At 68.3% G+C, this 15,725-nt stretch carries 16 protein-coding genes and 1 tRNA gene; 10 read left to right on the forward strand and 7 right to left on the reverse strand.

The window, feature by feature from the left end; genetic code table 11:
* Positions 1–24: 24 nt before the first annotated feature.
* Complete coding sequence (locus ACFTWF_RS08155; protein WP_378460741.1) at positions 25–993, reverse strand: prephenate dehydrogenase; 969 nt, start codon at positions 991–993, stop codon at positions 25–27.
* Positions 994–1,042: 49 nt separating this feature from the next.
* Between ACFTWF_RS08155 and ACFTWF_RS08160 the strand changes: the two genes are divergently transcribed.
* The 5 genes from ACFTWF_RS08160 to ACFTWF_RS08180 all read left to right on the forward strand — a co-directional run bounded on the left by ACFTWF_RS08160 (position 1,043) and on the right by ACFTWF_RS08180 (position 3,314).
* The gene (locus ACFTWF_RS08160; RefSeq protein WP_185727069.1) at positions 1,043–1,582 is read left to right on the forward strand and encodes a tRNA adenosine deaminase-associated protein; all 540 of its coding nucleotides are present in this window, start codon (positions 1,043–1,045) and stop codon (positions 1,580–1,582) included.
* A gap of 11 nt (positions 1,583–1,593) precedes the next feature.
* Complete coding sequence (locus tag ACFTWF_RS08165; RefSeq protein WP_378460742.1) at positions 1,594–2,052, forward strand: nucleoside deaminase; 459 nt, start codon at positions 1,594–1,596, stop codon at positions 2,050–2,052.
* A 138-nt stretch (positions 2,053–2,190) separates the two neighbouring features.
* A complete protein-coding gene (locus tag ACFTWF_RS08170; protein ID WP_009477222.1) occupies positions 2,191–2,382 on the forward strand; it encodes a CsbD family protein in 192 nt (63 codons plus the stop codon).
* 56 nt (positions 2,383–2,438) lie between these two features.
* Positions 2,439–2,529: transfer RNA gene (locus tag ACFTWF_RS08175), tRNA-Ser, on the forward strand.
* 101 nt (positions 2,530–2,630) lie between these two features.
* Complete coding sequence (locus tag ACFTWF_RS08180) at positions 2,631–3,314, forward strand: YceI family protein (protein ID WP_378460743.1); 684 nt, start codon at positions 2,631–2,633, stop codon at positions 3,312–3,314.
* Here the strand turns inward: ACFTWF_RS08180 and ACFTWF_RS08185 are convergent.
* Positions 3,246–4,214 (reverse strand): sterol desaturase family protein, encoded by a 969-nt coding sequence (locus ACFTWF_RS08185; protein ID WP_378460744.1) that lies wholly within the window; start codon positions 4,212–4,214, stop codon positions 3,246–3,248. The genes ACFTWF_RS08180 and ACFTWF_RS08185 overlap by 69 nt on opposite strands.
* Positions 4,215–4,315: 101 nt before the next feature.
* Here ACFTWF_RS08185 and ACFTWF_RS08190 point away from each other — a divergent pair, with 101 nt between their 5' ends.
* A complete protein-coding gene (locus tag ACFTWF_RS08190) occupies positions 4,316–4,813 on the forward strand; it encodes an RrF2 family transcriptional regulator (RefSeq protein ID WP_378460745.1) in 498 nt (165 codons plus the stop codon).
* On the opposite strand, the gene ACFTWF_RS08195 is transcribed toward ACFTWF_RS08190, so the two are convergent.
* The 5 genes from ACFTWF_RS08195 to ACFTWF_RS08215 all read right to left on the reverse strand — a co-directional run bounded on the left by ACFTWF_RS08195 (position 4,779) and on the right by ACFTWF_RS08215 (position 8,758).
* Positions 4,779–5,531, reverse strand: coding sequence for an IclR family transcriptional regulator (locus tag ACFTWF_RS08195; RefSeq protein WP_378460746.1), 753 nt, complete (start codon positions 5,529–5,531; stop codon positions 4,779–4,781). The two genes, ACFTWF_RS08190 and ACFTWF_RS08195, sit on opposite strands and share 35 nt — an antisense overlap.
* A 15-nt stretch (positions 5,532–5,546) precedes the next feature.
* Positions 5,547–6,500 (reverse strand): PDR/VanB family oxidoreductase, encoded by a 954-nt coding sequence (locus ACFTWF_RS08200; protein ID WP_378460747.1) that lies wholly within the window; start codon positions 6,498–6,500, stop codon positions 5,547–5,549.
* A gap of 15 nt (positions 6,501–6,515) precedes the next feature.
* Positions 6,516–6,743 (reverse strand): hypothetical protein, encoded by a 228-nt coding sequence (locus ACFTWF_RS08205; protein ID WP_378460748.1) that lies wholly within the window; start codon positions 6,741–6,743, stop codon positions 6,516–6,518.
* Entirely contained in the window at positions 6,740–7,807 is a 1,068-nt protein-coding gene (locus tag ACFTWF_RS08210) for an aromatic ring-hydroxylating dioxygenase subunit alpha (RefSeq protein WP_378460749.1), read from the reverse strand. The genes ACFTWF_RS08205 and ACFTWF_RS08210 overlap by 4 nt, the downstream gene beginning before the upstream one ends.
* A gap of 135 nt (positions 7,808–7,942) precedes the next feature.
* Positions 7,943–8,758 (reverse strand): class I SAM-dependent methyltransferase, encoded by an 816-nt coding sequence (locus tag ACFTWF_RS08215; RefSeq protein WP_378460902.1) that lies wholly within the window; start codon positions 8,756–8,758, stop codon positions 7,943–7,945.
* A gap of 121 nt (positions 8,759–8,879) precedes the next feature.
* Here ACFTWF_RS08215 and ACFTWF_RS08220 point away from each other — a divergent pair, with 121 nt between their 5' ends.
* The 4 genes from ACFTWF_RS08220 (at position 8,880) to ACFTWF_RS08235 (ending at position 15,705) form a co-directional block, all read left to right on the forward strand.
* Entirely contained in the window at positions 8,880–9,482 is a 603-nt protein-coding gene (locus ACFTWF_RS08220; RefSeq protein ID WP_378460750.1) for a TetR/AcrR family transcriptional regulator, read from the forward strand.
* A gap of 51 nt (positions 9,483–9,533) precedes the next feature.
* Positions 9,534–11,882 (forward strand): MMPL family transporter, encoded by a 2,349-nt coding sequence (locus ACFTWF_RS08225; protein ID WP_378460751.1) that lies wholly within the window; start codon positions 9,534–9,536, stop codon positions 11,880–11,882.
* Between the two features lie 143 nt (positions 11,883–12,025).
* Positions 12,026–13,759 (forward strand): ABC transporter ATP-binding protein, encoded by a 1,734-nt coding sequence (locus ACFTWF_RS08230; RefSeq protein ID WP_378460752.1) that lies wholly within the window; start codon positions 12,026–12,028, stop codon positions 13,757–13,759.
* Entirely contained in the window at positions 13,756–15,705 is a 1,950-nt protein-coding gene (locus tag ACFTWF_RS08235; protein ID WP_378460753.1) for an ABC transporter ATP-binding protein, read from the forward strand. The genes ACFTWF_RS08230 and ACFTWF_RS08235 overlap by 4 nt, the downstream gene beginning before the upstream one ends.
* Positions 15,706–15,725 lie beyond the last annotated feature (20 nt).

The following is a 15,725-nucleotide window of genomic DNA, read 5'->3' on the forward strand; positions in this document are numbered from 1 at the left end:
GGTAGCTCCCGCAACCAGAAAGGCTCACAGGCGGCGGAGCCGCCCTCCCCGCCGACCCGCATCGCGCATCTCGTCGATCCAGCCGTCGCGGCCGGGGACGATGCCGGTGATCTCCCACGTCTCCTGGTTGTCGTACGTCATGCGGGCGGCGTGACCGTCCTCGACGAGGGTCGCCGTCGACGCCTGCTCCGACAGTTCGGTCCGCGCATCCTGCAGCAGCACCAGCGCCTCGTCGAGGGCGATCAGCAGGGCGTCCCGGTTGCCTTCGCACATGGCCCGGACGAGTCCGGGCGCGCTGCCTGCGACCCGGGTGCCGTCGCGGAACGATCCCGCTGCCAGACCCAGCGCCAGCGGTCCGCCCCGGGCGCCCGTGATCGCGAGGGTCTCGGCGAGCAGGTGCGGCAGGTGCGAGATGCGCGCGACGGCCCGGTCGTGTTCGCCGGACTCGGCGGGCACGACGACGGAACCGCAGTCCAACGCGAGCTGCGCGACCTGCGTCCAGATGCCGGGGTCGACGCCGTCGTCGGTGCCGACCACCCATACGGCCTCCCGGAACAGGTCGGCGCTGCCGACGCTCCACCCCGACGCCGACGTTCCGGCCATCGGGTGCCCACCCACGTAGCGGTCGGCGAGCCCCTGACGGGCCGCCGCCGCGGCGACCTCCGCCTTGACGCTGACGACGTCGGTGATCGAACAGTTCGGTGCGTACAGGGCGATCGCGGTGAGGGTCGCGGCGACTGCGGGGACGGGAACGGCGATCACGATCAGCGCCGACTCCGCAGACGCGCGCTGGAGCACCGCGACGAGGTCCGTGTCGGCGTCGAAGCCGTCGGCGCGGGCGGCGTCGACGGACGGCGCGGATCGATTGTGGCCCCACGCTTCGCGGCCCGCCCGGACCGCCGCACGCAGCAGTGAACCGCCGATCAAACCCAGGCCGAGCACGCACACCGGAGGTGCGGAAGCGGTATCAGACACCCGAACAGGTTGGCACATTCGCGTGCGGACTTCATTTACCGGCACCCCGCGGGCTACCGTTGCGCTCATGGGTGCACAGCGCGCGGAAAACAACAGCGCCTCCTCGGATCGGGCAGAGGATCTGGAGGGCTTCGGTGTCGCGGTAGTACACGAGGACGGCCGATGGAAGGTCAAGGCCCTCACGTCGGCTGCTCTGACCAGTCTGAGCGTCGCGGAGGAGGAGCTTCGGGCCCTCCGTAGCGCGGGCGCGTTCTTCGGTCTGCTGGACGTGGACGACGAATTCTTCGTCGTGCTCCGGCCGGCACCGTCGGGAACGCGTCTGCTGCTGTCCGACGCCACCGCCGCCATCGACTACGACATCGCCGCCGACGTCCTCGAGGCGCTCAACGTCGAGGTCCCGGACATCGATCCGGACGAACTCGACGACATCGACCCCTGGGAGGAGGGCGACCTGTCGCTGCTGTCCGACCTCGGTCTGCCCGAACCCGTTCTGGCCGTCATCACGTCGGAGACGGACCTGTACCCGGACGAGCAGCTCGGGATGATCGCGCAGCGGCTCGGGTTCACCTCGGAGCTGGCCGGCGTCCTCGACAAGCTTCCCCGGTAGCTTCGCGCGCCGTGACACTGCAGGACGACGAGCGGATGATCCGCTCGGCGATCGAGGCCGCCCGCGCCGCCACCGACGCGGACGTGCCGGTGGGTGCGGTGGTGTTCGACGCCGACGGGGTCGAGGTGTCGCGGGCCGTGAATTCGCGCGAGGCGATGTCGGATCCGACGGCGCACGCGGAGATCATCGCGTTGCGGGCGGCCGCGCGGGTGTACGGCGACGGCTGGCGCCTCGAGGGGGCGACGCTGGCGGTGACGCTGGAGCCGTGCACGATGTGCGCGGGCGCGCTCGTCCTGGCCCGGATCTCCCGGGTGGTGTTCGGGGCGTGGGAGCCGAAGACGGGTGCCGTTGGCTCGCTGTGGGACGTGGTCCGCGATCGCCGGCTCACGCACCGCCCGCAGGTCAGGGGCGGTGTTCTCGAGGACGAATGCGCCGGGATCCTCGAAGATTTCTTCCGTGAACGCCGCTGACCGGTTTCAAACGCTTTCGTGGGGTACTCGACAGTGTGTGGCCGGGTCCGCATGACCCGTGCTTCTCTGGAGAAAGGTGCCGAAGAGGCGCCGCCGGACCCGAGGCCGGGTCCGAAAACGGATTCACGGAGGTATCTCGTGGGAATCGCAGACAAAGCTTCGAACAAGGCAGAGGATCTGAAGGGCCAGGCCAAGGAGGCCACGGGCAAGGCGACGGGCGATCCGGACCTGCGCGACGAAGGCAAGGCCGATCAGGCGTCGTCGGCGGTGAAGGATGCCGGCGAGAAGGTCAAGGACGCCGCCAAGAACCTCAAGGACAAGCTCACATAACGCGGGTTCACCTGGCGATTTCGGGCTCGGGCGCACCATCCGGTAAAGTCACCGGCGGTGGCGTGTCCGAGCGGCCTAAGGAGCACGCCTCGAAAGCGTGTGACGGGTAACCCCCGTCCGAGGGTTCAAATCCCTCCGCCACCGCCAAAACTCCCCACCTGCACATGCAGGTGGGGAGTTTTTTGTTCCCAGCGCACTCCCAGGTCGTAGTGAGTGACAGCAATTGAAGCTGCAACTAGCCTGAGCTCATGAAGAAACTGTGGTGGTTGGTCGGCGCAGTTGTCGTTATGGTTGTCGCGGTGCTGGTGGGACCGTGGTTCTACGGCCAGTTCATCGCAGAGGACGACGCTCCGGCGGCCTCGGTGTCCACCGAGGGGGCGCAGGCGGCCACCGGATCGGTCGACGGTCAGTGGACCGTCACGCCGGGTGAGGGGCCCAACCAGACCGCGGCGGGGTACACCGTCCACGAGATCCTCAACGGCGCGAGCGTCACCGTGGTCGGGTCGACCGGCGACGTCACCGGCACCGCGACCGTCGAGGGCGAGAAACTCACCGCCGGTGAGGTGACGGTGCAGGTGGCGACCATCGCGACCGATCAGTCCCGCCGCGACGGCCAGTTCCGCGGCAACGTCATGGACACCGCCACGTTCCCGACCGCCACGTTCACCGTCGACGCCCCGGTCGACCTGTCGGCGCTGCCGGCGGACGGTTCGGTGGGAACGGTCACCGCGCAGGGCACGCTGACCCTCAAGGGGCAGTCGCGTCCGGTGTCCGTCGATATCGACGTGCTGCGCTCCGGCGACGACCTCATCGCGTCGGGCAGTGTCCCGGTCACCTGGACGGACTTCGGCGTGACGCCGCCGTCACTGGGCTTCGTGACCGTGGACGGCAACGGCACGGTCGACTTCCTGGTCAGCCTTTCGCGGTCCTGACGGCGCCCACCCGGGCGGCCCGAAGACGTACCCCAGCTTGTCGCGCCACGACGATGCCCGGCGCCAGTCCCGTGCGATGGCGGTGTATTCGTGGGTTTGCAGTCTCCAGATGTTGTAGGTGCCCACCGGTGTCGTGAGTCCGTAGGTGGGGCGGTGGGTTTCGGGTTGGAACGTGCCGAACATCCGGTCCCACACGATGAGGATGCCCGCGTAGTTGCGGTCGAGGTATTCGGGGTCACAGCCGTGGTGGACGCGGTGGTGGGAGGGCGTGTTGAACACGAACTCGACGGGCCGGGGCAGCTTGCCGATGCGCTCGGTGTGGACGAAGAACTGGTAGACGAGGTTCACGGAGAACCCGATGAACACCATCCATGGCGGAATGCCGATCAGCGGCAGGGGAATCCACATCAGGATCTCGGCGCTGTTGTTCCACTTCTGCCGCAGCGCGGTGGAGAAGTTGAAGTACTCGCTCGAGTGATGCGCCTGGTGGGTGGCCCAGATCAGCCGGATACGGTGCGACATCCGGTGGTAGGTGTAGAACAGCAGATCGACGCCGAGGATGAGGAGCACCCACGTGTACCAGGCGTCGGCAGGCAGATGCCACGGCGCGACGTACACCCAGATGGCGGAGTATCCGATCAGGGCGAGGAGTTTCCAGAACGTGGTCGTGAGGATCGAGACTGCCCCCATCGCGACGCTGGCTCGCGCGTCGCGACGTTCGTAGCCGCCCCGGACCGGGCGGGACCGGCCGTCGGGGTCGATGGCTGCATCTTCGAGGTGCCGGGCCGCGCACCATTCGATGACCAGGAACAGTACGAACGCCGGGATGGCCAGCGTCACCGGTTCGTGCAGGGGAGTCAGAAGCGCCGAGTTCCAGGCCGACGTCACGGTGTCCCACATTGCGTCCTCCACGGGCAAGACGAGCGTCCAGGTCAATGTACCTCGACGTGACGGGTATCACTGAGTTGCCTGTTTTCATACTCGGGTGATAGGAATTCGGTGTGCACATCACCGCCAAGGTGGACTACGCCGTGCGGACGCTGATCGAACTGGCCGCTGCCGGGCCGTCCCCGTCCAAGGCCGAGTTCCTGGCGCAGTCGCAGACCATCCCGCACAAGTTCCTCGAGGCCGTGCTCGCCGACCTCCGGCGTGGGGGACTGGTGAACAGCAGGCGCGGACCCGACGGCGGCTACTGGCTCGCCCGTCCCGCCGAGGACATCACGATCGCCGACGTGATCCGGACCGTCGAGGGTCCGCTGGCGTCGGTCCGGGGTGAGCGGCCCGAGGACGTCGACTACAGCGGTCCGGCCGCCAGACTGCAGGACGTGTGGATCGCGGTGCGGGTGAACCTGCGTGCCGTGCTCGAGAACGTGAGCCTGGCGGATGTGGCGAACGAGCAGCTGCCGGACTTCCTGTCCACGCTGACGTCCGACCCGGGCGCCTGGGAGCGTCGTACCCCGTCGGCTACGACGGCGGACGAGGCCGCAGCGCGCGGCTGATGGTCCGGCCCGCGGCGCGCACCAGCGGAACCAGTGCGTTCACCGACGCGGTCTCCGCCGACACCACCAGCGACACGGCCGCGACGGCCGTTCCGGGGCGTTCGAAGATCGGTGCGGCGACCGAGACGGCGTCCAGGGTCACCTGACGATCGCTGATCGCGACCTCGGACCGCCGGATCTCGGCGAGCGTCCGCCGCAGGACGGCGGGGTCGGTGACGGTCCGGTCGGTGAACTTCTCGATCGGGCCGGCCAGCACCTGCTCCTGCACGTCGGCGGGCATGTACGCGAGCAGGGCCAGGCCGATGCCGGACGCCGTCAGCGGGAACCTGCCGCCGACGCGGGTGTGCACGGGGACGGCCTTCTTGCCGGCGATGCGCTCGACGAACACGACCTCGGTGCCCTCACAGATTCCGAGTTGCACATTCTCCCGGGTGATCTGCGAGAGGTCCTCCATGACCGGCATCGCCAGTTCGCGGAGCATCGTGCCGCGCGGCGCGAGCGAGGCGATCTCCCACAGCTTGAGCCCGACGGTGAAGCGCCCGCTGCTGTCCCGCTCGAGGGCGCCCCATTCGATGAGGTCGCTGGTCAGCCGGTGCACCGTGCTCAGCGGATACCCGGACTTCCGCGACAGGTCGCTGAGGGTGAGCCGCGGAGCCGACGGGGTGAACAGTTCGAGGAGACGCAGCGAGCGGATGGTCACCGAACCGGTGATCGCCATGGCTCGTTCTCCATCTCACAGTTCCAGGATCAGGCGTGGGCAGGTCGCACGCGAGACGCAGATCATCATAGTGTCGTCGGCGGCCTGCTCGTCCGCGGTGAGCAGGGAATCCCGGTGCTCGACGGTGCCGCCGAGGACGGCCGTCTCGCAGGTTCCGCAGGTCCCTTCCTCGCAGGACGAGAGCACCTGGACGCCGGCGGCCGTGACGGCCTGCAGGATCGTTTGATCGGGGGCGACCGCGACCGTCTTGCCGCTGAGCGTCAACTCCACCTCGAACCCCTCCGCCCGAACCGGGGCGTCGAGGTCCCTGGCGGCGAAGCGCTCGAGGTGCAGGGCGCCGGACGGCCAGCCGTCGCAGTGACCGGTGATGGCGTCGAGCAGCGGTGCGGGCCCGCAGCAGTACACGAGCGTGTTCTCACGGACCTCGCCGAGCAGCCCGGGCAGGTCGATCAGGCCGTGTTCGTCCGCGGGGTGGACGACGAGTCGGTCGCCGAAGCGCGCGGCGAGCGTGTCGGCGAACGCCATCGAACTGCGACTGCGTCCGCCGTAGACGAGGGTCCAGTCGGCGCCGGCGTCCTCCGCCGCCTGCGCCATGGTGAGGATCGGCGTGATCCCGATGCCGCCGGCGATGAACAGGTACCGCGGTGACGGTTCGAGTTCGAAATGATTGCGCGGCCCGCGGACGGTGACCGTGTCGCCCACGCTCAGCTTGTCGTGCACGAACTGGGAACCGCCGCGGCCCATCGCCTCCCGCAGCACCGCGACCCGCCACGTGCCGGTGTCGGCCGGGTCGCCGCACAGCGAGTACTGACGGGTGAGCTCCGGGGTGAGCAGCAGATCGATGTGCGCGCCGGGCGTCCACGCAGGCAGGTCGGCGCCGGACGGGTCGCGGAAGTCGAGGACGACGACGCCGTCGGCGCCGGTGGTTCTGGCGGTGAGTTGCAGGTCGAGTATCGGTTCGGGTGGCATGACGGTCTCTCCGGATCAGACGGGAACGGCGGCGAGGGGTGAGGCGGCGTCGTCGGGTGCGGGTGAGTCGACGGCGCGATGTCCGACCGGGTGGGCGAGGAGCCACTCCCACAGGGCGGCGGGGTCGTCGGCTTCGTGTGCCGCTCCGCAGTGGCAGACGCCGCGCAGCCGGTCGGTGCCCGGCAGCCAGACGATCCGCAGGACGTTCGCGCCGCGGAGCATCCGGGTCGGTTCGATGTTCATGACGTGGGCACCGCGGTGCGGGAGTTGTCCACCAGCTTCTTCAGCAGCCGGCGGGCGCCGAGGCCGCCGGCGTCGATGTTGATCGACAACTCCTGGTAGCCGGCCTGCTCGGTGTCGAGTGCCCGCTGCAGAACGTTCAGTGCCACCACGTCCTGCATCACGACGGTCCGGTTGTTCTCGGCGAGGAACGTGGTGACGTCGTCGTCGCCGAGCGCGAAGTCGCGGGCCACGGCCCAGAAGTCGAGGGTGGAATTCTCGGTGGAGGGGGTGATCGCGTAGACGATCTCGCTGTGGAAGGCGTGCGGGTCACTGCCGTTTTCGCCGGGCAGCGGTGCGCCGATCGGGGCGATGCGGCTGTGCAGCAGATACAGGCACGGCGGCGTGTACTCGATGTCCTGCCAGCGGGTGATGCGTCCCTCGATGCCGGTGGACGTCGAGTAGAACGGCGGGCACTCGGCGTCGTCCATGTGCCGGGACACGTAGATGACGTTCCGGTCCTCGTCGACCTCGGTGGTGATCGGGGTTTCGGCCACCTCGGGGGTGCCGATGTAGCCGCCGTGCAGGTACGTCTCGTGCGAGAGGTCCATCAGGTTGTCGACGAGCAGGCCGTAGTTGCAGTCGATCGGTTCCATCCCGGACACGACGGTGTAGTCGGGGGAGTCCATCCACGGTGCGCGGGGGATGCGGGTGGGGTCGCCCTGTTCGGGGTTCGCCGGGTCGGCGATCCAGACCCACACGAACGAATCCTGCTCGACCACCTGGTACTGCTTCAGCCGGGCGGTGCGGGGGACGCGTTTCTGACCGGGGACGAACACGCAGCCGCCGTCGCTGCCGTAGGTGAACCCGTGATAGCCGCAGACCACGGTGTCGCCGTCGAGTCGGCTCGGCGCCTCGGACAGCGGGTAGCGGCGGTGCACGCACCGGTCGCTCATCGCGACGGCCTCGCCGGCCTCGGTGCGCCAGAACAGGATCGGCTCCTCGCAGATGGTGCGCGAGAGCAGGTCGCGTCCGACCTCGCGGCCGTACGCTGCGACGTACCACTGGTTGCGGGCGATCGTGGACATGAGGCCTCCGGAAGATGCTGGGCTGCGGCGGAATTCGTGACGCGGGACGCGGTGGGGCATCGGCGTCGTCTCCACCACTGTGCGCCACCGGAGGTGATCCACCGCACCCGGTTTCCGAATGCCGGAAGGGTTTCGTCAGGGCTTGCGGACGAGGTAGGCGAACATCGTCACCGACATGTGGAAGTCGCCGACGCGGGCGGCGGCGGTCAGCCGCTCGAGCAACTCGACGCGCTCCGCCTCGGTGATCGCACCCTCCGCGACGGCGGCGACGGTCATCATCTGGGCGAGCGGGCCGGTCGCGTCGTCCGGGTCCTGGATCAGCGCCTCCGTGCCGATGTCCTCGACGACGAGTCCGGCGGCGGTGAGCTGCCCCGGGAGCCGGCGTCCGGAGTGCGGGTTCGCGGTGTGCGAGAGCATCACGCCCATGATCCGGTGCAGCATCTCCGGTTCGCCGGGGTGCACGATCGCCGTGCCCCAGTCGCTGTCGACGATGACGGCCCGGCCGCCCCGCCGGAGGACCCGCGCCACTTCCGCCGCTGCACGCTCCGGTTCGCTCAGGTGCTGGAAGACGCGCTCGCTCCGGACCACGTCGAGGCGCTCGTCGGGGAAGGGCAGCGAGTAGGCGTCGCCGACGACGAACCGCGCGGTCGATCCCTCCTCCTCGGTGCGCTCACGGGCGAGGAGCACCATCCCGGGGTTCGGGTCGAGTCCGATCGCGCGACCCGACGCGGTGACCGCCGCCGCGAGGGCCCGCGTCTCCGATCCGGTGCCCGAACCGATGTCGAGGGCGCTCTCGCCCGGCTGCACCTGCAGCGCGGCGTGCGACCACTCGCGCAGTCGCCGGATACCCGGGCGCGCGGCCTGCAGGTCGAGAACGGAGGCGAGTCGGTCCAGTGCGGCGCGGTCGATCTCGTCCGCCCGGAACGACAGCGGCGCCGTCGGATCGGACATGTTTCCACCGTAGCCGCCCGGTGACTTCTGCCACAGTGCCGCGAGAACTGTGGGCAAGGGCATAGAAATTGCACACTCGCGCAAATTTGCAGAGCTGCGCAAGTTCTGTACCGTCGGTGTAGTGATTTCGGAAATCGGATTGCGGGACCGCAAGAAAGCCGCCACGCGCGCGGCCCTCAGCGGTGCCGCCGCACGCCTGGCCCGGGCGCTGGGCATCGAATGCGTCACCGCCGACGCCATCGCATCCGAGGCGGGGGTCTCCACCCGGACGTTCCACAACTACTTCTCCAGCAAGGAGGAGGCGGTACTTGCCCACTTCGAGGAGTCCGTCCACGACTGGGTGAACCTCCTGCGCGCGCGCCCCGAGGACGAGCCGATCTGGGATTCCCTCGAGCACGTGGTGGTCCAGATCGTCACCGCTCCCGGGAAGCCGCTCGAAGAGACCGCCGCGATGATGGACCTCGTCGAGTCCAGCCCCGCGCTGCTCGCGAAGAAGCTCGAAGTGCACCTCCGGGTCACGCGCCTCATCGGCGAAGTGATCGCCGAACGCACCGGCACGAACATCGACACCGACCTTTACCCCAACCTGCTGCACATGGCGGTCGGATCGGCGTGCAAGGCGTCTATCGACCTGTGGCGCAGCGGCAAGACCGGCGCGAGCGGACCCGAAGAACTGGTCCGTGACGCCATGCGCCAACTCCGGCAAGGAATCCCGCAGCCGTAACCGGCCGCCCCCGAACCACCCCTCGTTCCACCGACTCGCAAGGAGCCTCCCGTGGCCACCTATCTCTATCGGATCGGCAGATTCGCCTACCGGCGAAAAGGCGCGGTCCTCAGCGTCTGGCTGGTGATCCTTGTCCTCATGGGCGTCGGGGCGGCCACGCTGTCCGGACCCACCAAGGACTCGTTCTCCATCCCGGGCACCCCCGCGCAGCAAGCGCAGGACCTCATGGCCGAACGCTTCCCCGAAGCCGCGGGCAGCGATCCGATGAACGCGGTCAGCGCGCGCTACGTGTTCGCCGCACCCGAGGGGCAGACCCTCGAGAGCGAGCAGAGTCAGCAGGCGATGGACGCCGTCCTCGCCAAGGTTCGCGGCATCGAGCAGGTCCAGGACGCGGCCAAAGTGGATCCCGCCGCCGCGTCGGGTGCCGACGCCGCGAAGGCGCTGGTCAACCCCGTCACCGCGAACGACCAGCTCGTCGAGATGGCGAAGTCCACCGCGGCCGACAAGGGCATCAGCGAGCAGACGGCCGTCGCGAACGCGCAGGCACTGTCTCCGCTCAACGCGGACAAGACCGTCGGCTACGTCGAGGTGCCGTTCACGGGCACCGTGGCTGACGTCGACCAGGCGCTGCGCGACCAGATCGACTCCGCGGCCGACGCCGGCCGCAACGCGGGTCTCACCGTCGAGATCAGCGGTTCCGTCGTCAACGAAGCCGCGCCGCCGGGCGGCGCCACCGAACTCGTCGGCATCGGCGTGGCCGCCGTCGTCCTCGCGCTGACGTTCGGTTCGCTCGTCGCCGCGGGTCTGCCCCTGATCACCGCGATCATCGGCATCATGATCGGCAGCCTCGGCATCACCGTCGCCACCGGATTCACCGATCTCAGCTCGATGACACCCACGCTGGCCATCATGATCGGCCTGGCCGTCGCCATCGACTACTCGCTGTTCATCGTCTCCCGGTTCCGGCACGAACTCACCCTCACGGACGACCGCTCCGAAGCGGCCGGACGTGCCGTCGGAACCGCAGGCTCCGCCGTGGTGTTCGCCGGACTCACCGTCATCATCGCGCTGATCGCCCTGCGCGTCGTCGGGATCCCGTTCCTGTCCGACATGGGTGCGGCCGCCGCGTTCACGGTGTTCATCGCCGTGTCCATCGCGCTGACCCTGCTGCCCGCGATCCTCGGGCTGTTCGGGAAGAAGGCGTTCGCCGGCAAGATCCCGTTCCTCAGCAGTCGTGACCTCGAGGACGACGAGGGCAAGCCGAGCCTCGCGCTGCGCTTCATCAGCGCCGTGGTCCGCAGGCCCGCGATCCCGTTGGTCGCCGGAGTCGTGGTGCTCGGGGCGCTCGCCATCCCCGCCACCGGCCTGAGCCTGGCCCTGCCGAGCGAGGGCACCGGCGACCCCGCCACCAGCTCCCGGCAGGCGTACGACCTGGTGAGCGACGGCTTCGGCCCCGGCAAGAACGGCCCGCTGCTCGTCGTCGTCGACGCCAAGGACATCACCACCGGCACGCCGTCGGAGGCGTTCGGTGAGGTCGTGAAGACCATCACCGCGCAGGACGACGTGGCCAACGCCCAGGTCGTCGGCATGAACAAGGCCGGCGACACCGCGCAGATCCTGGTGACGCCGAGCAGTGCCCCGAGCGATCCCGCCACCATGGACCTCGTCGACAACATCCGGGGGGCTGAGGGCGCGCTGCACGACTCGATCGGCGTCAACTACGGCGTCACCGGGCAGACCGCGCTCGAGGGCGACGTGTCCGAGACCCTGCAGGACGCGCTGATCCCGTACCTCGCGGTGGTCGTCGGCTTGGCGTTCCTCCTGCTCCTGCTGGTGTTCCGCTCGCTGCTCGTGCCGCTGACCGCCACGCTCGGCTTCCTCCTCAGCGTCGCGGCCACCTTCGGCGCCACGGTCGCGGTGTTCCAGGAAGGCTGGGGCGGCATCATCGCCAACCCGCAGCCGATCGTCAGCTTCATGCCGATCTTCCTGATCGGTGTCGTGTTCGGTCTCGCGATGGACTACCAGGTGTTCCTGGTGACCCGGATGCGGGAGGAATACGTCCACGGCGCCACCGCGAAGCAGGCCGTCACCGTCGGCTTCAACCACGGTGCCCGGGTGGTCAGCGCCGCCGCCGTCATCATGATCTCGGTGTTCGCGGCCTTCATCGCCGAACCGAACTCGTTCATCAAGTCGATCGGATTCGCCCTGGCAGCGGCCGTGTTCTTCGACGCCTTCGTCGTCCGCATGGTCATCATCCCGTCCGTGATGGCACTGCTCGGCGACAAGGCCTGGTGGCTGCCGACGTGGCTGGACAAGATCCTGCCCAACGTCGACATCGAGGGCGAGAAGCTGAAGAAGGTGCTGGACGACGCGGACCAGTCGCTGCAACCCGTCAGGTAGGCGCTCCGCGCCCGTGCGCCTTTTTGGTAGTGGCTGCTACCAGAAAGGCGCACAGGGCCGCAGGCCCCCCAAAATCCGCGGGCCTGCGGTCCTTTCTGTTGGTAACCTTCGCACATAATGATGACCCGCCAGGATCGCTGCCCATGTTGAATGCCCTGCTCACCACGTACCTCCGCCCGTACAAGCGGGAACTCACCGCGGTCGTCCTGTTCCAGTTGGTCGCCACCGCCGCTGCCCTGTACCTGCCCAGCCTGAACGCCGATCTCATCGACAACGGCGTCACGAAGGGCGACACCGCGTACATCCTGTCGACCGGACTCATGATGCTGCTCGTCACCGTCGTGCAGATCGTCTGCTCGATCGGATCGGTGTACTTCGGCGCCCGCGCCGCAATGGGTTTCGGGCGCGACGTGCGCCGCGCCGTGATGCATCAGGTCGGGAGCTTCTCGTCCCGCGAGTTCGGCCGCTTCGGCGCGCCGTCCCTGATCACCCGCAACACGAACGACGTGCAGCAGGTGCAGATGCTCGTCGTCATGAGCTGCACGATCCTCGTGATGGCGCCGATCATGTGCGTCGGCGGCGTCGTGATGTCGATCCGGGAGGACGCCGGGCTCGCCTGGATCCTGGCGGTCACCGTGCCGGTTCTCGCGCTGTCCATGGGATTCGTGATCTCGCGGATGGTGCCCGCGTTCCGGGAGATGCAGACCCGCATCGACGGCGTCAACCGGGTGCTCCGTGAGCAGATCACCGGCATCCGGGTGGTGCGGGCGTTCGTCCGCGAGCGCTCCGAGATGCAGCGGTTCGGCGACGCGAACGAGCAGCTCACCCAGACCGCCCTGCGGGTCGGCAGGCTGACCGCCGTGATGTTCCCCCTCGTGATGGTCATCGCGAACATCACCAGCGTCGCCGTCATCTGGTTCGGTGGTCACGAGATCAACAGCGGCACGATGCAGGTCGGCTCGCTCACCGCGATGCTCAGCTACATCATGCAGATCCTGATGTCGGTGATGATGGCGTCGTTCATCGCGATGATGGCCCCCCGCGCCACCGTCTGCGCCGAACGCATCGGCGAGGTCCTCGACACCGATTCCACCGTCGTCCCGCCGGCCGACGCGATCACCGTGCTGGACAACCCCGGCGTGGTGGAACTGCGCGACGCCCAGTTCAAATTCCCCGGTGCCGACGAACCCGTGTTGCGCGACATCAGTTTCCGCGCCGAACCGGGCAAGACCACCGCGATCATCGGCGGCACCGGTTCCGGCAAGACGACGCTGCTGTCGCTGATCCCGCGTCTCATCGACGCGACATCGGGTGCGGTCACCGTGTCCGACACGGATGTGCGCGGTATCGACCTGGACGTCCTGCGGGCCGGTATCGGGCTCGTTCCGCAGCGGCCGTACCTGTTCTCGGGCACCGTCGCGACCAACCTCCGGTACGGCAAACCCGACGCCACGGACGACGAACTGTGGCGGGCCCTGGAGATCGCGCAGGCCGCCGATTTCGTCCGCGCCATGCCCGAGGGTCTCGACACCCCGATCGCGCAGGGCGGCACCACCGTGTCCGGCGGTCAGCGGCAGCGGCTCGCCATTGCGCGGGCGCTGGTCCGTCGGCCGTCGATCTACCTGTTCGACGACTCCTTCTCCGCCCTCGACCTCACCACCGACGCCCGGCTGCGCGCGGCGCTCAAACCCGAGACGTCGGACGCGTGCGTCATCGTCGTCGCCCAGCGGGTCTCGACCATCGTGGAGGCCGAGCAGATCGTGGTTCTCGAGGACGGCGCGGTCGTCGGAATCGGAACGCACGACCAACTGCTCGAGACGTGTCCGTGTTATGTCGAGATCGTCGAATCCCAACGATCGGTCCAGGAAGCACTATGAGCGATCGCGCCACTACGACCACCGCCGAAAGGCCCGCCGGCCCGCGCATTCCGGGACCGGTCGCACCGGGTGCCCCGGGGACGAAGCCGAACGACCTGTGGCCGTCCACCAAGCGGCTGCTGCGGCGGCTCCGACCCCACCGCATCGCCGTCGGCGTCGTCTTCCTCGTCGCGGCCATCTCGGTGGTGCTCACCTCCATCGCGCCGCGCATGCTCGGTCAGGGCACGAACCTGATCTTCGACGGCATCATCGGCGCCCAGTTGCCCGCCGGGATGTCGAAGGACCAGGCCGTCGCCGCGTTGCGGGCCGACGGTCAGAACACGTTCGCCGACATGGTGTCCGGCATGGCCGTCGTCCCCGGTGTCGGCATCGACTTCAGCGCGCTCGGCCGGGTCCTGGCGATCGTGCTGGCCCTGTACCTGGGGTCGGCGGTGTTCATGTGGATGTCGGGTTTCCTGCTGAACATCATCGTGCAGGGCGTCGTCAAGAACCTGCGCGCCGAGGTCGAACGGAAGATCCACCGGCTTCCGCTGCGCTACTTCGACTCCCACTCCCGAGGCGACCTGCTGAGCCGCGTCACCAACGACATCGACAACGTGTCGCAGTCGCTGCAGCAGACGATGAGTCAGCTGATCGTGTCGGCGATGACGGTGATCGGCATCCTCGTGATGATGATCGTCATCTCGCCGCTGCTCGCGTTGATCGCGGTGCTGACGGTGCCGCTGTCGATCCTGGTGACGGCGCAGATCGCGAAGCGGTCCAAGACCCACTTCGTGTCGCAGTGGAAGTCGACCGGGGCGCTCAACTCGCACGTGGAAGAGGCGTACACGGGCCACGAACTGGTCACCGTGTTCGGCCGCAGCCGCGAGGTGGAGGAGCGGTTCGAGGAGCAGAACGAGTCGCTCTACCAGGCCAGCTACCGGGCCCAGTTCATCTCCGGCCTGATCATGCCGGCGATCATGTTCCTCGGAAACCTCAACTTCGTGGCCATCGCCGTTCTCGGCGGCATGCGCGTCGCGTCCGGCACCATGAGCCTCGGCGACGTGCAGGCGTTCATCCAGTACTCACGCCAGTTCACCCAGCCCCTCACCCAGATCGGGGCCATGGTCAACCTCATGCAGTCGGGCGTGGCGTCCGCCGAGCGGGTGTTCGCCGTCCTCGACGAGGACGAGGAGGAGCCCGACCTCACGGAAGCTCCCACGGTCGCCGAGCCACGCGGCCGGGTGGAGTTCTCGAATGTGTCGTTCGGATACTCGCCGGAGACGCCGCTGATCGAGAACCTGTCGCTGGTCGCGGAACCCGGCCAGATGGTCGCGATCGTCGGACCCACCGGCGCAGGCAAGACCACCCTCGTCAACCTGATCCTGCGGTTCTACGAACTCGACGGCGGCCGGATCCTCCTCGACGGCGTCGACATCGCCGAGATGTCGCGCGACGACCTGCGGTCCCGCATCGGCATGGTGCTGCAGGACGCGTGGCTGTTCGGCGGCACCATCCGCGACAACATCGCGTACGGACGTCCTGACGCCACCGAGGAGGAGATCCAGGCGGCCGCCCGGATCAGCTACGTCGACCGGTTCGTCCACTCGCTGCCCGACGGTTACGACACCGTCATCGACGAAGAGGGCAGCAACATCAGTGCCGGCGAGAAGCAGCTGATCACCATTGCGCGCGCGTTCATCTCGCAGCCGTCGATCCTGATCCTCGACGAGGCGACCAGTTCCGTCGACACCCGCACCGAGTTGCTGGTGCAGCACGCGACCGCGGTCCTGCGCAGCGATCGCACGAGTTTCGTGATCGCACACCGGTTGTCGACCATTCGCGACGCCGACCTCATCGTCGTCATGGAAGACGGCCGCATCGTCGAGCAGGGCAGCCACGAGGACCTGCTCCTCACCCGCGGCGCGTACTACCGCCTGTACAACAGCCAGTTCGTCAGTGCGTGACCTGTGAGTACTTATTAACG

It is taken from the genome of Rhodococcus sp. NPDC056960, assembly GCF_042674125.1.
In the GTDB taxonomy this organism is placed as follows: Bacteria; Actinomycetota; Actinomycetes; order Mycobacteriales; family Mycobacteriaceae; genus Rhodococcus_F.